16 protein-coding genes are annotated in these 15698 nt (G+C 70.3%); 7 read left to right on the forward strand and 9 right to left on the reverse strand.

The features are described 5' to 3' along the window. Nucleotides 1-10: 10 nt before the first annotated feature. Nucleotides 11-1972: an asparagine synthase (glutamine-hydrolyzing) gene (gene asnB, locus BA895_RS22510; RefSeq protein ID WP_070194128.1), complete on the reverse strand. Its 1962-nt coding sequence runs from the start codon at nucleotides 1970-1972 to the stop codon at nucleotides 11-13. 232 nt (nucleotides 1973-2204) lie between these two features. Between asnB and BA895_RS22515 the strand changes: the two genes are divergently transcribed. Beyond that, complete coding sequence (locus BA895_RS22515) at nucleotides 2205-2918, forward strand: phosphatase PAP2 family protein (protein ID WP_175442421.1); 714 nt, start codon at nucleotides 2205-2207, stop codon at nucleotides 2916-2918. Nucleotides 2919-3017: 99 nt separating this feature from the next. Continuing rightward, nucleotides 3018-4502 (forward strand): HAMP domain-containing sensor histidine kinase, encoded by a 1485-nt coding sequence (locus BA895_RS22520; RefSeq protein WP_139142843.1) that lies wholly within the window; start codon nucleotides 3018-3020, stop codon nucleotides 4500-4502. A gap of 83 nt (nucleotides 4503-4585) precedes the next feature. Here the strand turns inward: BA895_RS22520 and BA895_RS22525 are convergent, their stop codons facing one another. The 3 genes from BA895_RS22525 to BA895_RS22535 all read right to left on the reverse strand — a co-directional run bounded on the left by BA895_RS22525 (nucleotide 4586) and on the right by BA895_RS22535 (nucleotide 7031). Then, on the reverse strand, nucleotides 4586-5263 hold the full coding sequence (locus BA895_RS22525) for a response regulator transcription factor (protein ID WP_070194204.1): 678 nt from the start codon (nucleotides 5261-5263) through the stop codon (nucleotides 4586-4588). Between the two features lie 61 nt (nucleotides 5264-5324). Next, the gene (locus tag BA895_RS22530) at nucleotides 5325-5672 is read right to left on the reverse strand and encodes a WhiB family transcriptional regulator (RefSeq protein WP_070194130.1); all 348 of its coding nucleotides are present in this window, start codon (nucleotides 5670-5672) and stop codon (nucleotides 5325-5327) included. Nucleotides 5673-5843: 171 nt separating this feature from the next. Further along, nucleotides 5844-7031 carry an N-acetylglucosamine-6-phosphate deacetylase gene (locus BA895_RS22535; protein WP_254666616.1) on the reverse strand — a complete coding sequence of 396 codons (1188 nt, stop codon included), beginning with the start codon at nucleotides 7029-7031 and terminating at the stop codon, nucleotides 5844-5846. 107 nt (nucleotides 7032-7138) lie between these two features. On the opposite strand from BA895_RS22535, the gene BA895_RS22540 reads away from it, so the two are divergent. From BA895_RS22540 to BA895_RS22550, 3 genes are read left to right on the forward strand one after another with little or no spacing between them, the layout of a single operon-like run. Next, nucleotides 7139-8200 (forward strand): ROK family protein, encoded by a 1062-nt coding sequence (locus tag BA895_RS22540; protein WP_070194131.1) that lies wholly within the window; start codon nucleotides 7139-7141, stop codon nucleotides 8198-8200. After that, a complete protein-coding gene (locus BA895_RS22545; protein ID WP_070194132.1) occupies nucleotides 8197-9219 on the forward strand; it encodes a 1-phosphofructokinase family hexose kinase in 1023 nt (340 codons plus the stop codon). The genes BA895_RS22540 and BA895_RS22545 overlap by 4 nt, the downstream gene beginning before the upstream one ends. After that, nucleotides 9216-10049 carry a class II fructose-bisphosphate aldolase gene (locus BA895_RS22550; RefSeq protein ID WP_070194133.1) on the forward strand — a complete coding sequence of 278 codons (834 nt, stop codon included), beginning with the start codon at nucleotides 9216-9218 and terminating at the stop codon, nucleotides 10047-10049. The genes BA895_RS22545 and BA895_RS22550 overlap by 4 nt, the downstream gene beginning before the upstream one ends. A gap of 137 nt (nucleotides 10050-10186) precedes the next feature. Here BA895_RS22550 and BA895_RS24765 read toward each other — a convergent pair whose 3' ends face one another. Continuing rightward, nucleotides 10187-10552, reverse strand: a complete 366-nt coding sequence (locus BA895_RS24765) for a type II toxin-antitoxin system Phd/YefM family antitoxin (protein WP_256388476.1) — start codon at nucleotides 10550-10552, stop codon at nucleotides 10187-10189. Between BA895_RS24765 and BA895_RS24100 the strand changes: the two genes are divergently transcribed. Next, nucleotides 10481-11044: a helix-turn-helix transcriptional regulator gene (locus tag BA895_RS24100; RefSeq protein ID WP_175442417.1), complete on the forward strand. Its 564-nt coding sequence runs from the start codon at nucleotides 10481-10483 to the stop codon at nucleotides 11042-11044. The genes BA895_RS24765 and BA895_RS24100 overlap by 72 nt on opposite strands. Next, the gene (locus BA895_RS22565) at nucleotides 11041-11571 is read left to right on the forward strand and encodes a DUF6036 family nucleotidyltransferase (RefSeq protein ID WP_070194135.1); all 531 of its coding nucleotides are present in this window, start codon (nucleotides 11041-11043) and stop codon (nucleotides 11569-11571) included. The genes BA895_RS24100 and BA895_RS22565 overlap by 4 nt, the downstream gene beginning before the upstream one ends. A gap of 3 nt (nucleotides 11572-11574) precedes the next feature. On the opposite strand, the gene BA895_RS22570 is transcribed toward BA895_RS22565, so the two are convergent. The 4 genes from BA895_RS22570 to BA895_RS22585 are packed head-to-tail and all read right to left on the reverse strand — an operon-like array spanning nucleotide 11575 to nucleotide 15697. Next, on the reverse strand, nucleotides 11575-12036 hold the full coding sequence (locus BA895_RS22570; RefSeq protein ID WP_070194136.1) for a MaoC/PaaZ C-terminal domain-containing protein: 462 nt from the start codon (nucleotides 12034-12036) through the stop codon (nucleotides 11575-11577). Between the two features lie 35 nt (nucleotides 12037-12071). Beyond that, on the reverse strand, nucleotides 12072-13223 hold the full coding sequence (locus BA895_RS22575; RefSeq protein ID WP_070194137.1) for an acyl-CoA dehydrogenase family protein: 1152 nt from the start codon (nucleotides 13221-13223) through the stop codon (nucleotides 12072-12074). A gap of 10 nt (nucleotides 13224-13233) precedes the next feature. Continuing rightward, nucleotides 13234-14010, reverse strand: coding sequence for an enoyl-CoA hydratase/isomerase family protein (locus tag BA895_RS22580; protein ID WP_070194138.1), 777 nt, complete (start codon nucleotides 14008-14010; stop codon nucleotides 13234-13236). After that, entirely contained in the window at nucleotides 14003-15697 is a 1695-nt protein-coding gene (locus BA895_RS22585) for a long-chain-fatty-acid--CoA ligase (RefSeq protein ID WP_070194139.1), read from the reverse strand. Before BA895_RS22585 ends, BA895_RS22580 begins: the two co-directional genes overlap by 8 nt. Nucleotide 15698: the final 1 nt, after the last annotated feature.

Here is a 15698-nt window from a genome sequence, read left to right on the forward strand (position 1 = left end):
TCCGAGCCGGTCATGTTCGAACCCGGGTGCTGGCGACCCGGTGCCCCGGTGCCTCAGGTCGGTGCTCCTCAGTCGCGCCCTGCGCGTCACCGCCGGTGGAAGGCGCGTCGTCGAAGAACTCGCGCAGCCAGAGCTCGACGTTGAGCATCCGCCAGAACACCATCGAGTCGAGCTGGCCGGAGCCGCTCAACCACCGTTCGAAGGCGGTCAGTACGGCGGAGTGGTCGAAGTAGGGCCGGTTCGCGAACGACTCCGACCGGAAGATCTGGTCGATGAGCTCACGTTGCTCGTGGAACCATTCGTGCTGAGGCACGGTGAACCCGATCTTGTTGCGGCGCTGGTTGATCGACGGCGGCAACAGGCCGGCTGTTGCCTCGCGCAGCACGAGCTTGTTCCAGCCTCCGTGGATGATCGAGTCGTCTGGCAGGGCGAACACGGAACGCACGAGGTTGGGGTCGAGGAAGGGCACGCGGCCCTCGACCGAGAAGCGCATGGAGTTGCGGTCCTCGTAGCGCAGCAGGGCGGGGAGTGACCCCACGAAGAGGTCGTGCACGAGCCGTCGGCGCAGATCGGTGCCCTGCACGGCATACGTCTGACCGGTGTGAGCGGTCAGAAAGTCCGAGCGGAGCAGTGTCGCTGCCCCGGCGCCATGGCGCGGCCGCAGGGAGCGCACCTTCTCTGCGGCGAGGTGGGCCAGCACGTCCCTCGAGGCGAACAGCTCGGTGAGAGCGGCCCGACGGTCGCTCTTCATCAGGTGCCGCAGGTGAACGACCAGCTGTGGCACGTAGCCCGCGAGCATCTCGTCGGCGCCCTGACCGTCGAGCATCACGGTCACGTGCTTGCTCGCCTCCTGCATCACGCGGTACTGCGCGTACGGACCGGTGGAGATCACCGGCTCCTCCTGGGTGCGCACGAAGTCGGTGAGGTCGTCGATCAGCTCCGACGACGACGGGCGCACCTTGGTCACGTTCACGGCCCGGGTGCAGGCGCCGGTGGCGTCGTCGACGTAGCGCTCCTCGTCGTTGCGATAGCCGGTGAACACCGCCGAGAACGTGCTCTGCTGAGGCCCGACCGCGGCGGTCGACGGGTCGTTCTCGCCGAGGAGGCGGTCGATCAGCACCGTGATGGCCGAGCTGTCGAGACCGCCGGAGAGCGACGTTCCGATGGGAACGTCTGATCGGAGGCGTAGCGCGATCGACGTCGTCAGTCGCTCGCGGAAGGCGGCGGTGACGGCCGGCCTGTGCCCCTGTGCCGGGGCGGTCGCAGCGGCCAGATCGTCTGGGAGGCTGCTGAACCGGCCCCGCTCGAGGCCGGCCGACGACAGGGTGAGCGTCTCACCCGGCAGGAGTCTCTCGATGCCGGCGAAGAAGGTGGCGGGCCCGTCGTCGTGCACGCGGTAGCGCAGGTAGCGGTAGATCGTCGTCTCGTCGGGGGCTCGCTCGTAGAGCCCACTGGCGAGGATGGGCTTGATCTCGCTCGAGAAGAGCCAGCCGTCAGCGGTATCCGCAGTGGTGGCGGCGATGCGGCACAGGTGCAGCGGCTTGATGCCGAAGTGGTCGCGGGCCAGGGTCAGTCTCGCCTCGTCACGGTCCCACACTGCGATCGCGAACATGCCGTTGAAGCGGTCGAAGGCCGCAGGCCCCCACTCGGCGAACGCCTGCAGCACCACCTCGGTGTCGCTCTCGGTCACGAACGTCCGAGTCAGCGCTTCGAGCTCGGCGCGGAGGTCGCGGTAGTTGTACACCTCGCCGTTGTAGGACAGCGTGAACCGTCCGTCGGCGGTGGTCATCGGCTGGTGGCCACCCTCGCGGTCGATGATCGAGAGCCGCTGATGGGCCATCCCCATCGGCCCGTCGACGAACGTGCCTGATTCGTCTGGCCCGCGGTGTCGTTGCGCGCGCGCCATCCTGCCCAGAAGCCCATCGTCGACACGATCGGGCTCCAGACCGAAGTAGCCAGCGATCCCGCACATGTTCACCTCTCTCTCACACCCCGAAGCACACCGACTGCACGAAGGCCGTCGGCAGCACCGAGGTCGCTTCGACCGTCGTGCCTCCATCCTGCGAGGGCGTGGCTGAGAGGAGCCTGAGCCGCCATCTGCTGCTCAGCCAGATCTCAGCCGAACGGGGCACCCTGAGGGCCGAGCACGGCAGAGCGCGACCGCCACTGGTCGCTCCGGAGCGAAAGGCGAGATGACCAGTTCGATGACCACCGAACAGATGACCCACCGCAACCGTGCGGCCGGCGCCAGCGAGGGTCGTGGTGCAGGCCCCTGGCCGGCATCCGACCACGCGGCGCGCACGCGGGCCGCCGCGCTGGCGTTCGCGGTCGTCTACGTCGTCGCACGCCTCGTTCCGCTCGGGGCACAGCTCGACGAGAGGGTTCGTGGCGGCCACGACGCAGGCAGCGTGGCTGCGCAGTGGTCGGCCGATCTGCTGAGCCTGCTCACCCCGGTCAGCGTGGTGACGGCCGCCCTGGTTCTGTGCATCATCGCGTGGCGTCGCTCAGGTCTGCGGGCGAGCGTCGAGACCGGCCTGGCCGTCGCGCTGGCCCCGGGCCTGGCCGAGACGCTGAAGGCGCTGCTGCCCGCGGTGTCTGACCGGGCGGGTGCACACCTGGTCATCGGCAGCTCCTTCCCCAGCGGTCACGTCGCTGCGGTCACCGCCCTCTGCCTGGCGCTGCTCGCGGTGCTGCCGACATCCTCGGCGTCACCGTCAGGGTTGACCTGGCGCGCGATGCTGCGCGCACCCGTCGTTCTGCTGCCCTTCGTGGTGGGCGTGGCGACCGTACTCGTGGGCTGGCACCGCCCCGGTGACGTCGTTGGCGGGGTGCTGATCGCCATCGTCGCCCACCACGGGGTGCGGGCGTTGACCCGGCGGGCCACGACCGGCCCACGCTCAGCGCGCCTCCGGGCCTAGTGGATCCGGGCCTAGTGGATCCGTACGATCGGGGCAGGCGGTTAACCGGCTGGTTCTCCAGCTGACCAGGGCGCCCGACGAGTGAAGGGGCGGCTGACGATGTCACGGTCGGCTCGGTCGTCTCGGTCGGCAGGGTGGCGGGCCCTGGGCCGGCCCCTCCTCGGCATCCGCGCCCGCTCGACGGCGGCGGCCCTGCTGGTCGTGGCGCTGGCGCTCGCGGCCGGGGCGGCCCTGCTGCTCGTGCTGCTGCGGCAGAACCTCATCTCGGCCGTCGAAGACGACGCGACGACCCGGCTGAGCGAGGTCTCTGACCAGGTGCGGTCTGACGGTGGGTCCGACCTTCGGGAGTACCTTGCCGAGACCAACCGGGGCGCGCAGCTGGTGCAGGTGCTGGCTGCCGGGGGCACGGTCGTCGCGGGCTCGTCCGACGTCGCGAGAGCTCGGGCAGTGACCACCCTGCGCCCCGCAAGCGGTCAGGTCGCGCGCGAGCAGGTAGACAGCCTCGTCACGGTGGCCAAGGAGGACCCGTACATCGTGGTCGCTCGAGGTGTCACCACGCCGACCGGGCAGAAGCAGGTCGTCGTCGTCGCGGCGTCGCTGCGCACGGAGGACGCGGCGGTCGACACCGTGCAGAAGTACCTCCTCGCCGGGCTGCTGCCGTTGCTGCTGCTCGTCGGGGTGGCCACCTGGATGCTGGTCGGGTGGGCCCTGCGTCCGGTCGAGCGCATTCGCAGCCGCGTCCAGAGCATCAACGCGGCCCGGTTCAACGAACGGGTGCCGGTACCCGACAGCAGCGACGAGATCGCCCGCTTGGCCGTGACGATGAACGAGATGCTCGACCGGCTGCAGGCATCGCAAGACAGCCAGCGCCGTTTCGTGGCCGACGCCAGCCATGAGCTGCGCTCGCCGCTGGCCACGTTGACGCTCGGGCTCGACGTGGCCGGGCCCGACCCCGCCGGTGAGTCGTGGCACGAGCTGCGCGCCATGATGCAGACCGAGGCAGCCCGCATGCGGCGGTTGGTGGCCGACCTGCTGCTGCTGGCCAAGGCCGACGACACGGGGCTGGGCCTCGAGCGTGGGGATGTCGACCTCGATGACCTCGTCGACGCCGAGGTCAGACGCCTGCGGATGTCGACCGCGCTCGTCGTGGAGGCCGATATCGTGCCGGTTCGGGTGCAGGGTGACACGGTCAAGCTCACCCAGGCTCTGCGCAACCTCACCGACAACGCCGCCCGTGCGGCATCCGGTCGGGTGCGCCTTCGCCTCTCCTACGACCATGACGACGTCGCCGACCGTCAGCCTGAAACCGACCGTCAGCATGACCCGGACCGTCAGCCTGGCCTCGAGCACGGCGTGGCCGTCATCCGGGTGGAGGACGACGGGCCGGGTATCGACGCCGCCGACCGCACCAGGGTCTTCGAGAGGTTCGTGCGCCTCGATGAGAGCCGGGAGCGTGGTCAGGGTGGGTCGGGCCTCGGGCTGGCCATTGTCGAGGAGGTCGTGCGCGGCCACGAGGGGTCGGTCGTGGTCGGGGAGTCCGACCTCGGCGGCGCCCGCTTCGAGGTGCGGCTGCCCACGCAGTGATCACTGCTGATCACTGCTGATCACTGCTGATCACTGCCGGGCGCTGCCCAGCAACGTGACTGCCGAGCAACGGTGAGCGCCGGCTACCCGCCGTCGGCCGCCAGGCGGTAGCCCAGCCCTCTGACGGTCTCGATCGCGTGCCGACCGAACGGCACGTCGATCTTCTGGCGCAGGTAGCGAATGTAGACCTCGACGATGTTGTCGTCACCCTCGAACGCGGGGTCCCACACTCCGTCGATGATGTCGGCCTTGCTCGTGACGAAGCCGCGGTGGTGCATCAGAAAGGCGAGCAGGCCGTACTCGCGAGCGGTCAGCGAGATCTCCTCGCCGGCGCGGCTGACCCGGCGCCGGCCGGGATCGAGCTGCAGGTCGCCGGCCGAGAGCACCATCGGCCGCTCCGGCGCCCCTCGCCGGATGAGGGCCCGGATGCGGGCCACGAGCACGATGAAGCTGAACGGCTTGGTGAGGTAGTCGTCGGCGCCGAGGTCGAAGGCGTCGGTCTGGTCGTACTCGCCGTCTTTGGCGGTCAGCATGAGCACAGGCGACCACACCTGCCGCTCGCGCAGCTTCTCGAGCACCTTGTAGCCGTTGAGCTTGGGCAACATGATGTCGAGCACGATGGCGTCGAACGGGTTCTCGGTGGCCATCCAGAGGGCCTCGACGCCGTCGTGCACGACCTCGACCACGAAACCCTCGTCGGTGAGGCCCCGGCGCAGCGTCTCGGCCAGGTTGCGTTCGTCTTCGACGACGAGCACCCGCATCGTCATCACCTCCGTCCGACTGTCGCTCACCGCCGCCACGGTGGTGACCTGTTCGGCGACCTTACCGAGGTCGGGACGCACGGCGTGGTCCGCGGTGGGCATCTTCAGTCTGGCCTCCGGTTCGGTCGGGGCTTCGGTCGGGACGTGGCCGCGCGCGGGCGAGCAGCTGGCGCTCGGCCCCGGTGAACCCACCCCAGACGCCGAACTCCACCCGGTGGTCGATCGCATAGCGCAGGCAGTCGCTCGAGACGGGGCACGCTGCGCACACGGCCTTGGCCGCCGCCGTTGTCGTGGATCGTCGCGGGCTTCCCGAGGTGGGGAGATCTTCGGAGGAGAAGGTCTCGGGGGAGACGCCGACACAGGCGGCCCGCCCGACCCAGGTGCTGTCTCGCAGGGATGTGGTGGTCATAGGAGGTTCCTCTCCGTCACGGTCACCGGCCGCAAGGGGCGCCGGCCCATCGAGAGTGCGACGCCGTCGCTGAGGCGGGGCTGAGAGATCTGTGGGCCACCAACGCCCGCGACCGCCAAAGGGTGGCAAAGGTGTCGAAGCGCGCGTAGAACGGCGAAGAGCGCTCCGCAGTCAGGCGCCCAGCCAGTGACCGGACCGCATGACCCTGCGGAGGCCCGCGTCATCCCCCAGCACGGCCAGGTCGGCCCGCGCCCCCACCGCGATCTCGCCCCGGTCGGCCAGCCCCAGCCACCGCGCCGGCGTGCGCGTGCCGCAGCTCACGGCATCCGGCAGCGACCGACCGGAGGCCACCGCCCGCGCCACGATCTCGGCGACGTGCGAGGTGCCCCCGGCGATCGAGCCCGGGCCGGCGGCGTCGGGCCCGGGGTCGAGGCGGGCCACCCCGTCGGCGACGACAACCGCCAGGCCACCGAGCACGTAGCGCCCGTCACCCACCCCGGCAGCGGCCATGGCGTCAGAGACGAAGACGACGTGGTCGCGGCCGACAAGGTCGATCACGGTGCGTGCCGTGTCGTCGCTGAGGTGGGTGCCGTCGGCGATGAGCTCGAGCGTCACGGCGCCTTGCGCGGCCGCGCGCAACAGGGCTGGAACGGCGCCGGGTTCGCGGTGGTGCCACGGGTCCATGCCGTTGAAGAGGTGGGTGGCGAGGTCGGCGCCGGCCTCGACGGCCTGGGTCGCGACGGCGAAGGATGCCGTGGTGTGACCGATGGCCGCGTGCACGCCCGCCGCCGTCAGCCAGCCGACCAGGTCGAGGCCGTGGTCGCGCTCGGGCGCCAAGGTCACCTGCCGGATGTGGCCCCGGCCCGCGTCGAGCAGTCGCTCGACCTCGCCCAGGTCGGGGTCGCGCAGCAGCGTCGGGTCGTGGGCGCCGCAGCGCGCCTGCGCCAGCCAGGGCCCCTCGAGATGGATGCCGTCGACCAACCCGTCGTCGGCGAGGTCGGCGAGCACCTGCACCCCCCGCAGCAGGTCGGTCGGCGAGAGGGTGACGAGGCTGGCGAGCAGGCTGGTCGTACCGCGCGAGTGCTGGTGGCGCGCGGCGGCGGCCGCCGCGTCGGGGTCGAGGTCGGTGAAGGCCACCCCGCCCCCGCCGTGGGTGTGCACGTCGACGAACCCGGGCACGAGGATGCCGTCGACAGCCACCGCGCTCGAGGGGAGGTCTGCGACGGGCCACCCGTCATCCGCCTCCGTGAGCAGACGCACCCCGCTGATGCGGTCGCCGGTGATCTCGACGAGCACGTCGGGCTCGATGATGTCGCCGAGCAGGGCGGGCGCACGAAGAACGATGCTGGGTACGGTCACTCCAGTGATTGTGCCGTGGCAGCAGGTGGTGTGCATCACGGCCCACCCGCAGCTTGATGCGTGCTTGTGCTCGTTATGCCTGTACATCGAGCACGGATGCGCATAGCATGGTCGCTGTGACGCCTTCAGCCGTGATCGGGATCGACGTGGGGGGCACCCGCATCAAGTCTGCCGTGATCACGCCGACCGGAGCGGTGCTCGACGAGCTCGTCTCGCCGACCCCCGAACGCATCGGTGACTCGATCGGCAGCGTCGTCGGGGGCCTGGTTCGCGCGCACCTCGAGCGGCTGGCTGCCCGCGAGTCTGCGTTCGACGGGGTTGCCGCAGTGGGGGTGGTCGTGCCCGGCGTCGTCGACGACGTGCTCGGCATCGGTCGCTACTCCTCGAACCTCGGCTGGCGCGATCTCGACCTGCGCGGCCACATCGAGAGCGAGCTCGACCTGCCCCTGGCCGTCGGTCACGACGTGCGCGCCGGCCTGCTGGCCGAGCACCGGTTCGGGGCCGCGGTCGGGGCCGACAACGTCGTCTTCGTTCCGCTCGGCACCGGCATCGCGAGCGCCGTGCTCTCCGGCGGCCGGCTGCTGGCCGACCCCCGCTCCGGTGAGATCGGCCACGTCATGGTTCGCCCCGACGGGCCGCCCTGCGGGTGCGGCGCCCGTGGCTGCCTCGAGACCATCGCCAGCGCCCGGGCCATCGGCCGCCTCTTCGCCCAGCGGCTGGCCGTTCTCAGCGACACCGGCAGCAAAACCGGCAGCCACACCGGCAGCGACACCGCCGCGCCATCCGCCTCGGGCGAACCGAGCGCGGCCGACGTCGCTCGCCTGGTCGAGGCCGCCACCCGGGGGCACGACTCCGCAGCCTCGGCAGTCTCCGCAGCCACTGGGCCTGCGGCCAGGCCGAGCGAGCGAGCCGCCCTCGAGGTCTGGCACGAGGCGGTCGAGGCGCTGGCCTGCGTGCTCGCCCCCATCGTGGTGGCCCTCGGCACCGAGACCGTGCTCATCGGAGGAGGGCTGGTGCGCTCGGGCGAGACGCTGCTCCTCCCCTTGCGGCGGGCCGTGGCCGACCGCCTCGGCGCCGGGCTGACCGTCGACGTGCGGGCCGCGGCCCTCGGTGACCGGGCCGGTTCGCTCGGCGCCGGCGTGCTCGCCCTGGGCGTGGCCGGCTCATGATTCTGACCCTGACGCCCAACCCCGCGGTCGACATCACCTACCGCGTCGCCGCTGTCACCCTCGGCGAGAGCCACCGCGTCGAGCACGTCACCGAGCGCGCAGGCGGCAAGGGCATCAACACCGCCGCGGTGCTGACGTCGATGGGCCTCGACTGCCTGGCCCTCGCTCCGGTGGGCGAAGCAACCCAGCCCTTCTTCGCCGACGACCTCGACGGTCGCGGCATCCGGCATCATCTCGTGCGAGCCCCGCACCCCACCCGCCGGTCGGTTGCGCTCGTCGACGACGCGCACGAGGCCACCCTGTTCAACGAGGCCGGGGCACCGATGCCGGATGCCGTGTGGCACGAGGTCATCCGACAGGTCGAGCGCCTCGGCGGGCCAGGCGGCGTACTTACCGTCTCGGGCAGCCTGCCCGCCGCGGCCCCCACCGACCTCGTGGCCCTAATCACCCAAGCCGCTCACGAGGCCGGGTTGCGGGTGGTGCTCGACGTCAGCGGGCCGGCCCTGTCGAACGCGCTCGCGTTCGCCCCCGAGCTGGTCAAGCCCAACCGCGGCGAGGCGGCGGCGACTCTGACGGCGCTGAAGCCAGGCGCCTCGTGTGCCGACGCCCGAGCCGGGTCTGGCGCTGAGTCCCAAACGGAGACAAGCGCCGTCGAGCTGGCACGCTTGCTGGTCGAGGCCGGGGCCGGGGCGGCCGTGGTCTCCGACGGGGCTGCCGGTCTGGCGCTCGCCTCCGGTTCGGTGACGTTGCGCGCGTGGCTGCCGCAGGCGCTGCAGGGCAACCCGACCGGAGCCGGTGACGCCCTCACCGCCGCGCTCGCCGCGAGCCTCGATGACCTGCCCGACGACCGAATGCCTCCAGCCCGCCTGCCCGACGACCGTGACGCCTGGGCAGAGGTGCTGCGGCGCGGGGTCGCCTGGTCGGCGGCCGCCGTGCTGCAACCGGTCGCCGGAACCATCGACCCGGGCGACGTCGCCCGGCTGCTGACCACCGTAGAGATCGAGGAGACCCTTTCGTGAGCCGTTCACCGCTCGAGCCCGTGCTGGCCGAGGCTCGTCAGCGCGGCCATGCCGTCGCCGCCTTCAACGTCATCCAGCTCGAGCACGCCGAGGCCTACGCGGCCGCCGCCGAGCAGGTCGGCCTGCCGGTCGTCATGCAGATCTCCGAGAACTGCGTGCGCTACCACGGCTCTCTCGCGCCGCTCGCGGCGGCGACGCTCGCCATCGCCGACGCCTGCTCGCAGCTCGTCGTGGTGCATCTCGACCATGCCGAGAGCACCGACCTCGTCGACGAGGCGATTCGGCTCGGCCTGACCTCGGTCATGTTCGACGGCTCGAAGCTGCCCGACGCCCAGAACCGGCTCGAGACCGCCGCGGTCGTCACGCGGTGCCACGCCGCGGGCGTCAGCGTCGAGGCCGAGCTCGGCGAGGTCGGTGGCAAAGACGGCGTCCACGCGCCCGGGGCACGAACCGAGCCGTCAGCGGCATCCCGCTTCGTCGAGCAGACCGGGGTCGACGCGCTCGCGGTGGCCGTCGGCAGCTCGCACGCGATGACCGAGCGCACAGCGGTGCTCGACACCGACCTCATCACCGCACTGCGTGACGCGGTGCCGGTTCCCTTGGTGCTGCACGGCTCGTCGGGCGTCGCGGATGCCGGTCTCGTGGCTGCCGTGCGCGCCGGCATGGTCAAGGTGAACATCGCCACGCACCTCAACCAGGTCTTCACCGACGCGATGACCGCTCGGCTCGCGCAGGCGCACACCGTCGACACCCGCAAGTACCTCGGCGCAGCGCGCGACGCGGTGACCGCCGAGGCCGCCCGGCTGATGACGTTGCTCTCGCTGCGCTGACGGGGTTCGTGACTGGTGAGGCTCGGCTCTTGTCGCAGGCCGGCCCGTGCCTCACCGATAGATGTCGCTGCGCCGGTCGATGTGTTCGATCTCGACGCGATGAGCGTCGTCGGTGACGGCGACCGCGTAGGGCTCGCTCACCTGCGGCCGTACCGAGCCTTGATCTCGTCGTTGTCGACGAACCGACCCGCCTCAGCGTCTGCGCGACCTTCGGCGATGGCATCTCGCGCGCCCGGGGTGCCGAGGAACTCGAGCGTCTCCTCGATCGAGGTGAGGTCATCGGCGGAGATCAGCAAGACTCTCGGGCGACCGTGGCGGGTGATGGTGACTCGCTCGTGCGTGTGCTCCACCTCGGCGATGTACTGCTCCGAGTCGTGAGGACGTCGGTTCAGATAAGCGTTAAGATACCCATGTTCGGATAGAATATCGGCGTGAGCAACCCAGACCGCCTCCGCAATCGTCTCGAGGCGCTGATCGACGATGCCGGCTTCAACCGCAGCCAGGCGGCCTACGCGATCGGCAAGACTCCCTCGCGGCTCGGCGACTACCTCGCTGGCCGTATCGTCCCGAGCGCCACGGTGTTGCTCGACCTTGAGGATGCCGCGGAACAGGCGGCACGACGAACGTGGATGCGCGCCGCTGACGTAGTGGAGGCCGTGGCGGAGCACGCCGACACCGACCCGATCGCTGCGTTGACGCTGCTCCTACAGGGTCGAGACCAGTCCTTGGCTCTGAGCAGCACCGCGCGCCAGGCGATCTGGGCCACAGGCTCTGCCGCTCGTCGACTCACCGGGCCGTGGAAGGTGCTCACCTACGTGACGCTGCGTGACAGCACCCACATGCACCAGGGTCGGCCGGTTCCACGGTGGCTTGCAGACCCCACCCCCCTGCACGACTCCTGGGAGCCGCTTCCCGTGCGCGACGACCGTCCGGTGCACGAGGGCCTCGCCCGGTTCGGCATCAGGATCAACACTCGCGAGCTGGTCACCGCGTGAGCTTCGATCTCGATGCTGGCATGATCCGGGAGCTGCTCGATGAGCTGGGCCGCCGCCTGGCCGACGCTGGCGTGGCCGCCGCGCTCTACGTGGTCGGGGGAGCCGCGATCTCACTGCGCCTTCCTCATTCGGGTCGGCGAACGCAGGACATCGATGCCATCTCGAGCGACGACCGGGTGGCGCAGGTTGTGGCCGAGATGGCGCACGAACTGGGCCTGCCCGACAACTGGCTGAACGGGGCTGCTCGTCCGTTCGTCCCGTCGCTGCCGGCCGGAGCCCTCGACCCGCCAGAGACAGCCGGCCTCAAGGTCGAGCTCGCGTCGTTGCACCACCTACTGGCGATGAAGCTGGCCGCCGGACGAGAACGTGACCGCACAGACATCATCGCTATCGCGGCCGTGCTCGGGGTCGATGCCGACACGGCCGTACAGGTGACACTCGATGCCTACGGTGCCGATGCGCTCGAGGTCTTCACCAACCTTGCTGACGTCCGGTTCGAGGCCGAAGCGGCCATCCCCGACCCATGATCGCTATTCACCGGAGGGGAGTCGCGATCTCACGAGGGAGTCGACCTCGAGGGTGAGCACCAGCACACCCTCCTGGTTGGTCAGGGTGCCGGCGATGGTGACGAGACACCGTCCCCGCCGAGCAGGCGCGATCGAACGGAGCACGACGCTGCCGGTCAGCACGTCGCCGGCGCGCACCGGTGTGAGAAAGCGCAGCGAACGGATTTCGCGACCCGCGATGACGTCGTAGCGGTTGTAGACGGCCAGGGTGGCGAGCCGTTGGAAGATCGCCGTCGTGTGCACGCCGCTGGCGATCACGCCGCCGAAGGTGCTGTGGGCGGCTGCGTCGGGGTCGATGTGGAAGTACTGCGGGTCCCAGAGCGAGCCGAACTCGATGATCTCCGCCTCGGTGAGCTCGTGCGCCCCGCAGTCGATCTCGACCCCGAGCGGCATCTCCTCAGCCGGTAGTCGCACGGATGCCGCCATGCCAGTGCCCGTGCCAGGGTCTGCACTCGCGGCGCTCACAGTGATCTCGCCACCAGCTCTTTCATGATCTCGTTCGTGCCGCCGTAGATCTTCTGCACCCGAGCCGCCGCGTACATCCGGGCGATGGGGTACTCCATCATGTAGCCGTAGCCGCCGAAGATCTGCAGGCACCGGTCGACGACCTTGGTCTGGATGTCGGTGCACCAGAACTTCGCGAGCGAGGCTCCGGCCGCGTCGAGCTCACCGGCGATGTGCCGGGTGATGAGGCTGTCGACGAGGGTGCGGGCGGCGAACGCGTCGGCCGCGCACTCGGCGAGCACGAAGCGGGTGTTCTGGAACGAGAGCAGGTCTTGGCCGAAGGCCTCGCGCTCCTTGGCGTAGGCGATGGCGTGCCGCACCGCGGCCTCGGCCACCGCGGCGGCGCCCACCGCGATGATGAGCCGCTCCTGGGGCAGCTGCTGCATGAGCTGCACGAAGCCGCCACCCTCGGCGCCGAGCAGGTTGGAGGCCGGCACCCGCATGTCGACGAAGGCCAGCTCGCGGGTGTCCTGCCCGTGCATGCCGATCTTCTCGAGCACCCGTCCTCGCTCGAAGCCCACGAGGTCCTTGGTCTCAGCGACGATGAGCGACAGCCCCTTCGACCCCGGCTCGTCGCTGGTGCGGGCCACGATGATGAGCAGGTCGCAGTGGGTTCCGTTGGAGATGAAGGTCTTCGAGCCGTTGATGACGTAGTGGTCGCCATCCTTGACGGCGCGGGTGCGGATCTTCTGGAGGTCTGAACCGGTCGACGGCTCGGTCATCGCGATGGCGCCGACGAGGTCGCCGCTCGCCATGCCGGGCAGCCAGCGCTGCTTCTGCTCGTGCGTGCCGAAGGCGTTGACGTAGTGCGCCACGATCGTGCTGTGCACGGTGTTGGCCCAGGCGTCGTCGGCGGCCAGGCCCTGCTCGATGGCGACGACTGACTCGTGGGCGAAGGTGCCACCGCCACCGCCGTACTCCTCAGGGATGCTCAGGCACAGCAGCCCGACCCCCCCGGCAGCGCGCCAGAAGTCGCGGTCGACCATGTGCTGCTGCGCCCACCGGCCCTGGTTCGGCACGACCTCCTTGTCGATGAAGGTCTTCGCGAGGTGCCTCAGGTCGTCGAGGTCTTCGGTCATCCACGGTGAGCGGTAGTCGTCCAAGATCATGGTGGTGGTCCTATCTGCCGGTGAAGGTCGGTTCGCGGCGGTCGGTGAAGGCGGCGACGCCCTCGCGGGCATCGTCGGTGGCGAGCGCCAAGAGAAAGTTGCGGCGCTCGTGGGCCAGGCCCTGGGCCAGCGTCGTCTCGGGTGCGTGCCGGGCGGCGTCAGCGGCGTACGCCACGGCGCGGGGGGCGTTGGGTGTGATCTGGGCGGCGATCTCCAGGGCCCGGGGCAGCACGGCGTCGTCGTCGACGAGGTCGGCGACCAGGCCCGCCTCGTAGGCCCACTGCGCGTCGACGGGCGCCCCGGTGAGCAGCATCCGCATCGCCTTGGCCTTGCCGATGGCGTGCACGAGCCGCTGGGTGCCGCCGGCGCCGGGAATCACCCCGAGCTTCACCTCGGGCACGGCGAAGCGGGCTGATCGGCCGGCCACGGCGGTGTCGCAGGCGAGCACGAGCTCGCAGCCGCCGCCGAAGGCCAGGCCGCGCACGGCGGCGATGGTCGGCACCGGCAGGGTGGCCACGGTGTCGAAGAGCCGGTCGAACGGCATCCGGTCGAGCGGCGAGGCGCCGACCATGCGCTCTATCTCGGCGATGTCGGCCCCGGCACAGAACGCCTTGGCCGACCCGGTCAGCACGACCACACGCACGGAGGCGTCGGCGGCTGCCTCCTCGAGCCGGTCGGCGAGCTGCGTGACGAGGTCGCGGCTGAGCGCGTTGAGGGCGGCCGGCCGGTCGAGGGTGAGCACTGCTGCGGCGCCGTGGCGCTCGACGGTGACGAGGGCTTCACTCACTGCTCGACTCCCCGCCGTAGATGTCGGCGTGCGCGGCGCGGATGCGGCGCTTGTCGAACTTGCCGACGCTGGTGCGGGGGATCTCGGTGACGATCTCGATGGCGTCGGGCAGCTGCCACACGGCGAAGGCGCTCGACAGGTGGGTGCGCACGGCCTCCAGCGTGACCTCCCGGCCCGGCTTCGGCACGACCAGCACGAAGGGCCGCTCCTGCCACTTCGGGTGGGCCAGGCCCACGACGGCGCCCTCCGCGATGTCGGGGTGGCTCAGCAGCAGGTTCTCCATGTCGATCGACGAGATCCACTCGCCGCCGCTCTTGATGACGTCCTTGAGCCGGTCGGTGACCTTGAGGTAGCCGTCGGCGTCGATGGTTCCGACGTCGCCGCTGCGCCAGTAGCCGTCGTGGAACCGGCCGGCGAGGTCGTCCTCAGGCATGTGGTGGTAGCTGGTCGTCACCCACGGGCCGCGCACGCAGATCTCACCCTGGGTCACCCCGTCGTGCGCCACGTCGTTGCCCAGGCCGTCGATGAGCCGGATGTCGACGCCCGAGACCGGCAGGCCCTGCTTGCGTTTGAGTTCGAAGAGCTCGTCATCGCTCAGCCGTTCGCGCACGCTGGGCTTGAAGCGGTTCATCGTCACCAGCGGGGTGGTCTCGGTGGCCCCGTAGGCGTGCACGACCTCGGCGCCGGTCAGGTCGTGGAACCCGCGCATCATCGTCAGTGGGGGCTCGGTCGCGCCCGACATCATGCGCAGCCGGCTCAGGTCGGGCTTGTTCTCGAGCGTCTCGATGTAGTGCAGCATCGGCAGGAAGATCACCGGGGCGCCGTTGGTGACGGTGACGCCCTCGGCGATGATCGCGTCGGTGAGCGGCTTCGTGTCTTCCACGACGTAGCGGCCGGGCAGCACGATCTTGTTGGCCATCAGGGTCGCCGCCTGCGGCAGCCCCCAGGCCTGGCCGTGGAACATCGGGGTGATGAGCATCGTGCAGTCGTCGAGCACCATGCCGACGTTCGTCGCGATGGCGTACGAGTGCAGCACGATGGCGCGGTGGCTGTAGTAGACGCCCTTGGGCCGGCCGGTCGTGCCCGTCGTGTAACAGGCGGAGTAGGCCGAGCGTTCGTCGACCTCGGGCCAGGTGATGTGGGCGCTGGCCGCGGTGACGAGGTCTTCGTAGTGGTGCACGTTCGGCAGGGTGGTCGTGATCTCTGAGAGCGGCTTGTCGCTCATGATGACCCACGCCTGCACGCCCGGCAGCCGGGGCGCGACGGCCTCCGCGAGGGGCAGCAAGCTCTCATCGACGCAGATGACCGAGGTGCCGCTGTCGTCGATGACGAAACACAGGTCGTCGGACCCCAGCCGCAGGTTGAGTTGCACCATGACGGCGGCGAGCCCGGGAATGGCCCAGTAGAGCTCGAAGTGGCGGCGGCTGTTCCAGTCGAGGATGCCGACCCGGGCCCCCGGCTCGACCCCGATGCCGCGAAGGGCGTTGGCGCCGCGGATGATTCGCTCGTAGGCGGCGCCGTAGGTGTAGCGGTCCCAGCCACCGTCGGGCAGCCGGTAGACGATCTCGCGCTCGGGATAGGTGCGAGCTGCGTGCCGAATGAGGGTGGTCGTGTTGAGCTGCACGTCGTCACCCATGGTCGAGGGGTAGCCGGTGACGATCGGCGCCTTGGTCGAGTTCGTAGTCATA

The organism is Humibacillus sp. DSM 29435 (assembly GCF_001758225.1).
Classification (GTDB): domain Bacteria; phylum Actinomycetota; class Actinomycetes; order Actinomycetales; family Dermatophilaceae; genus DSM-29435.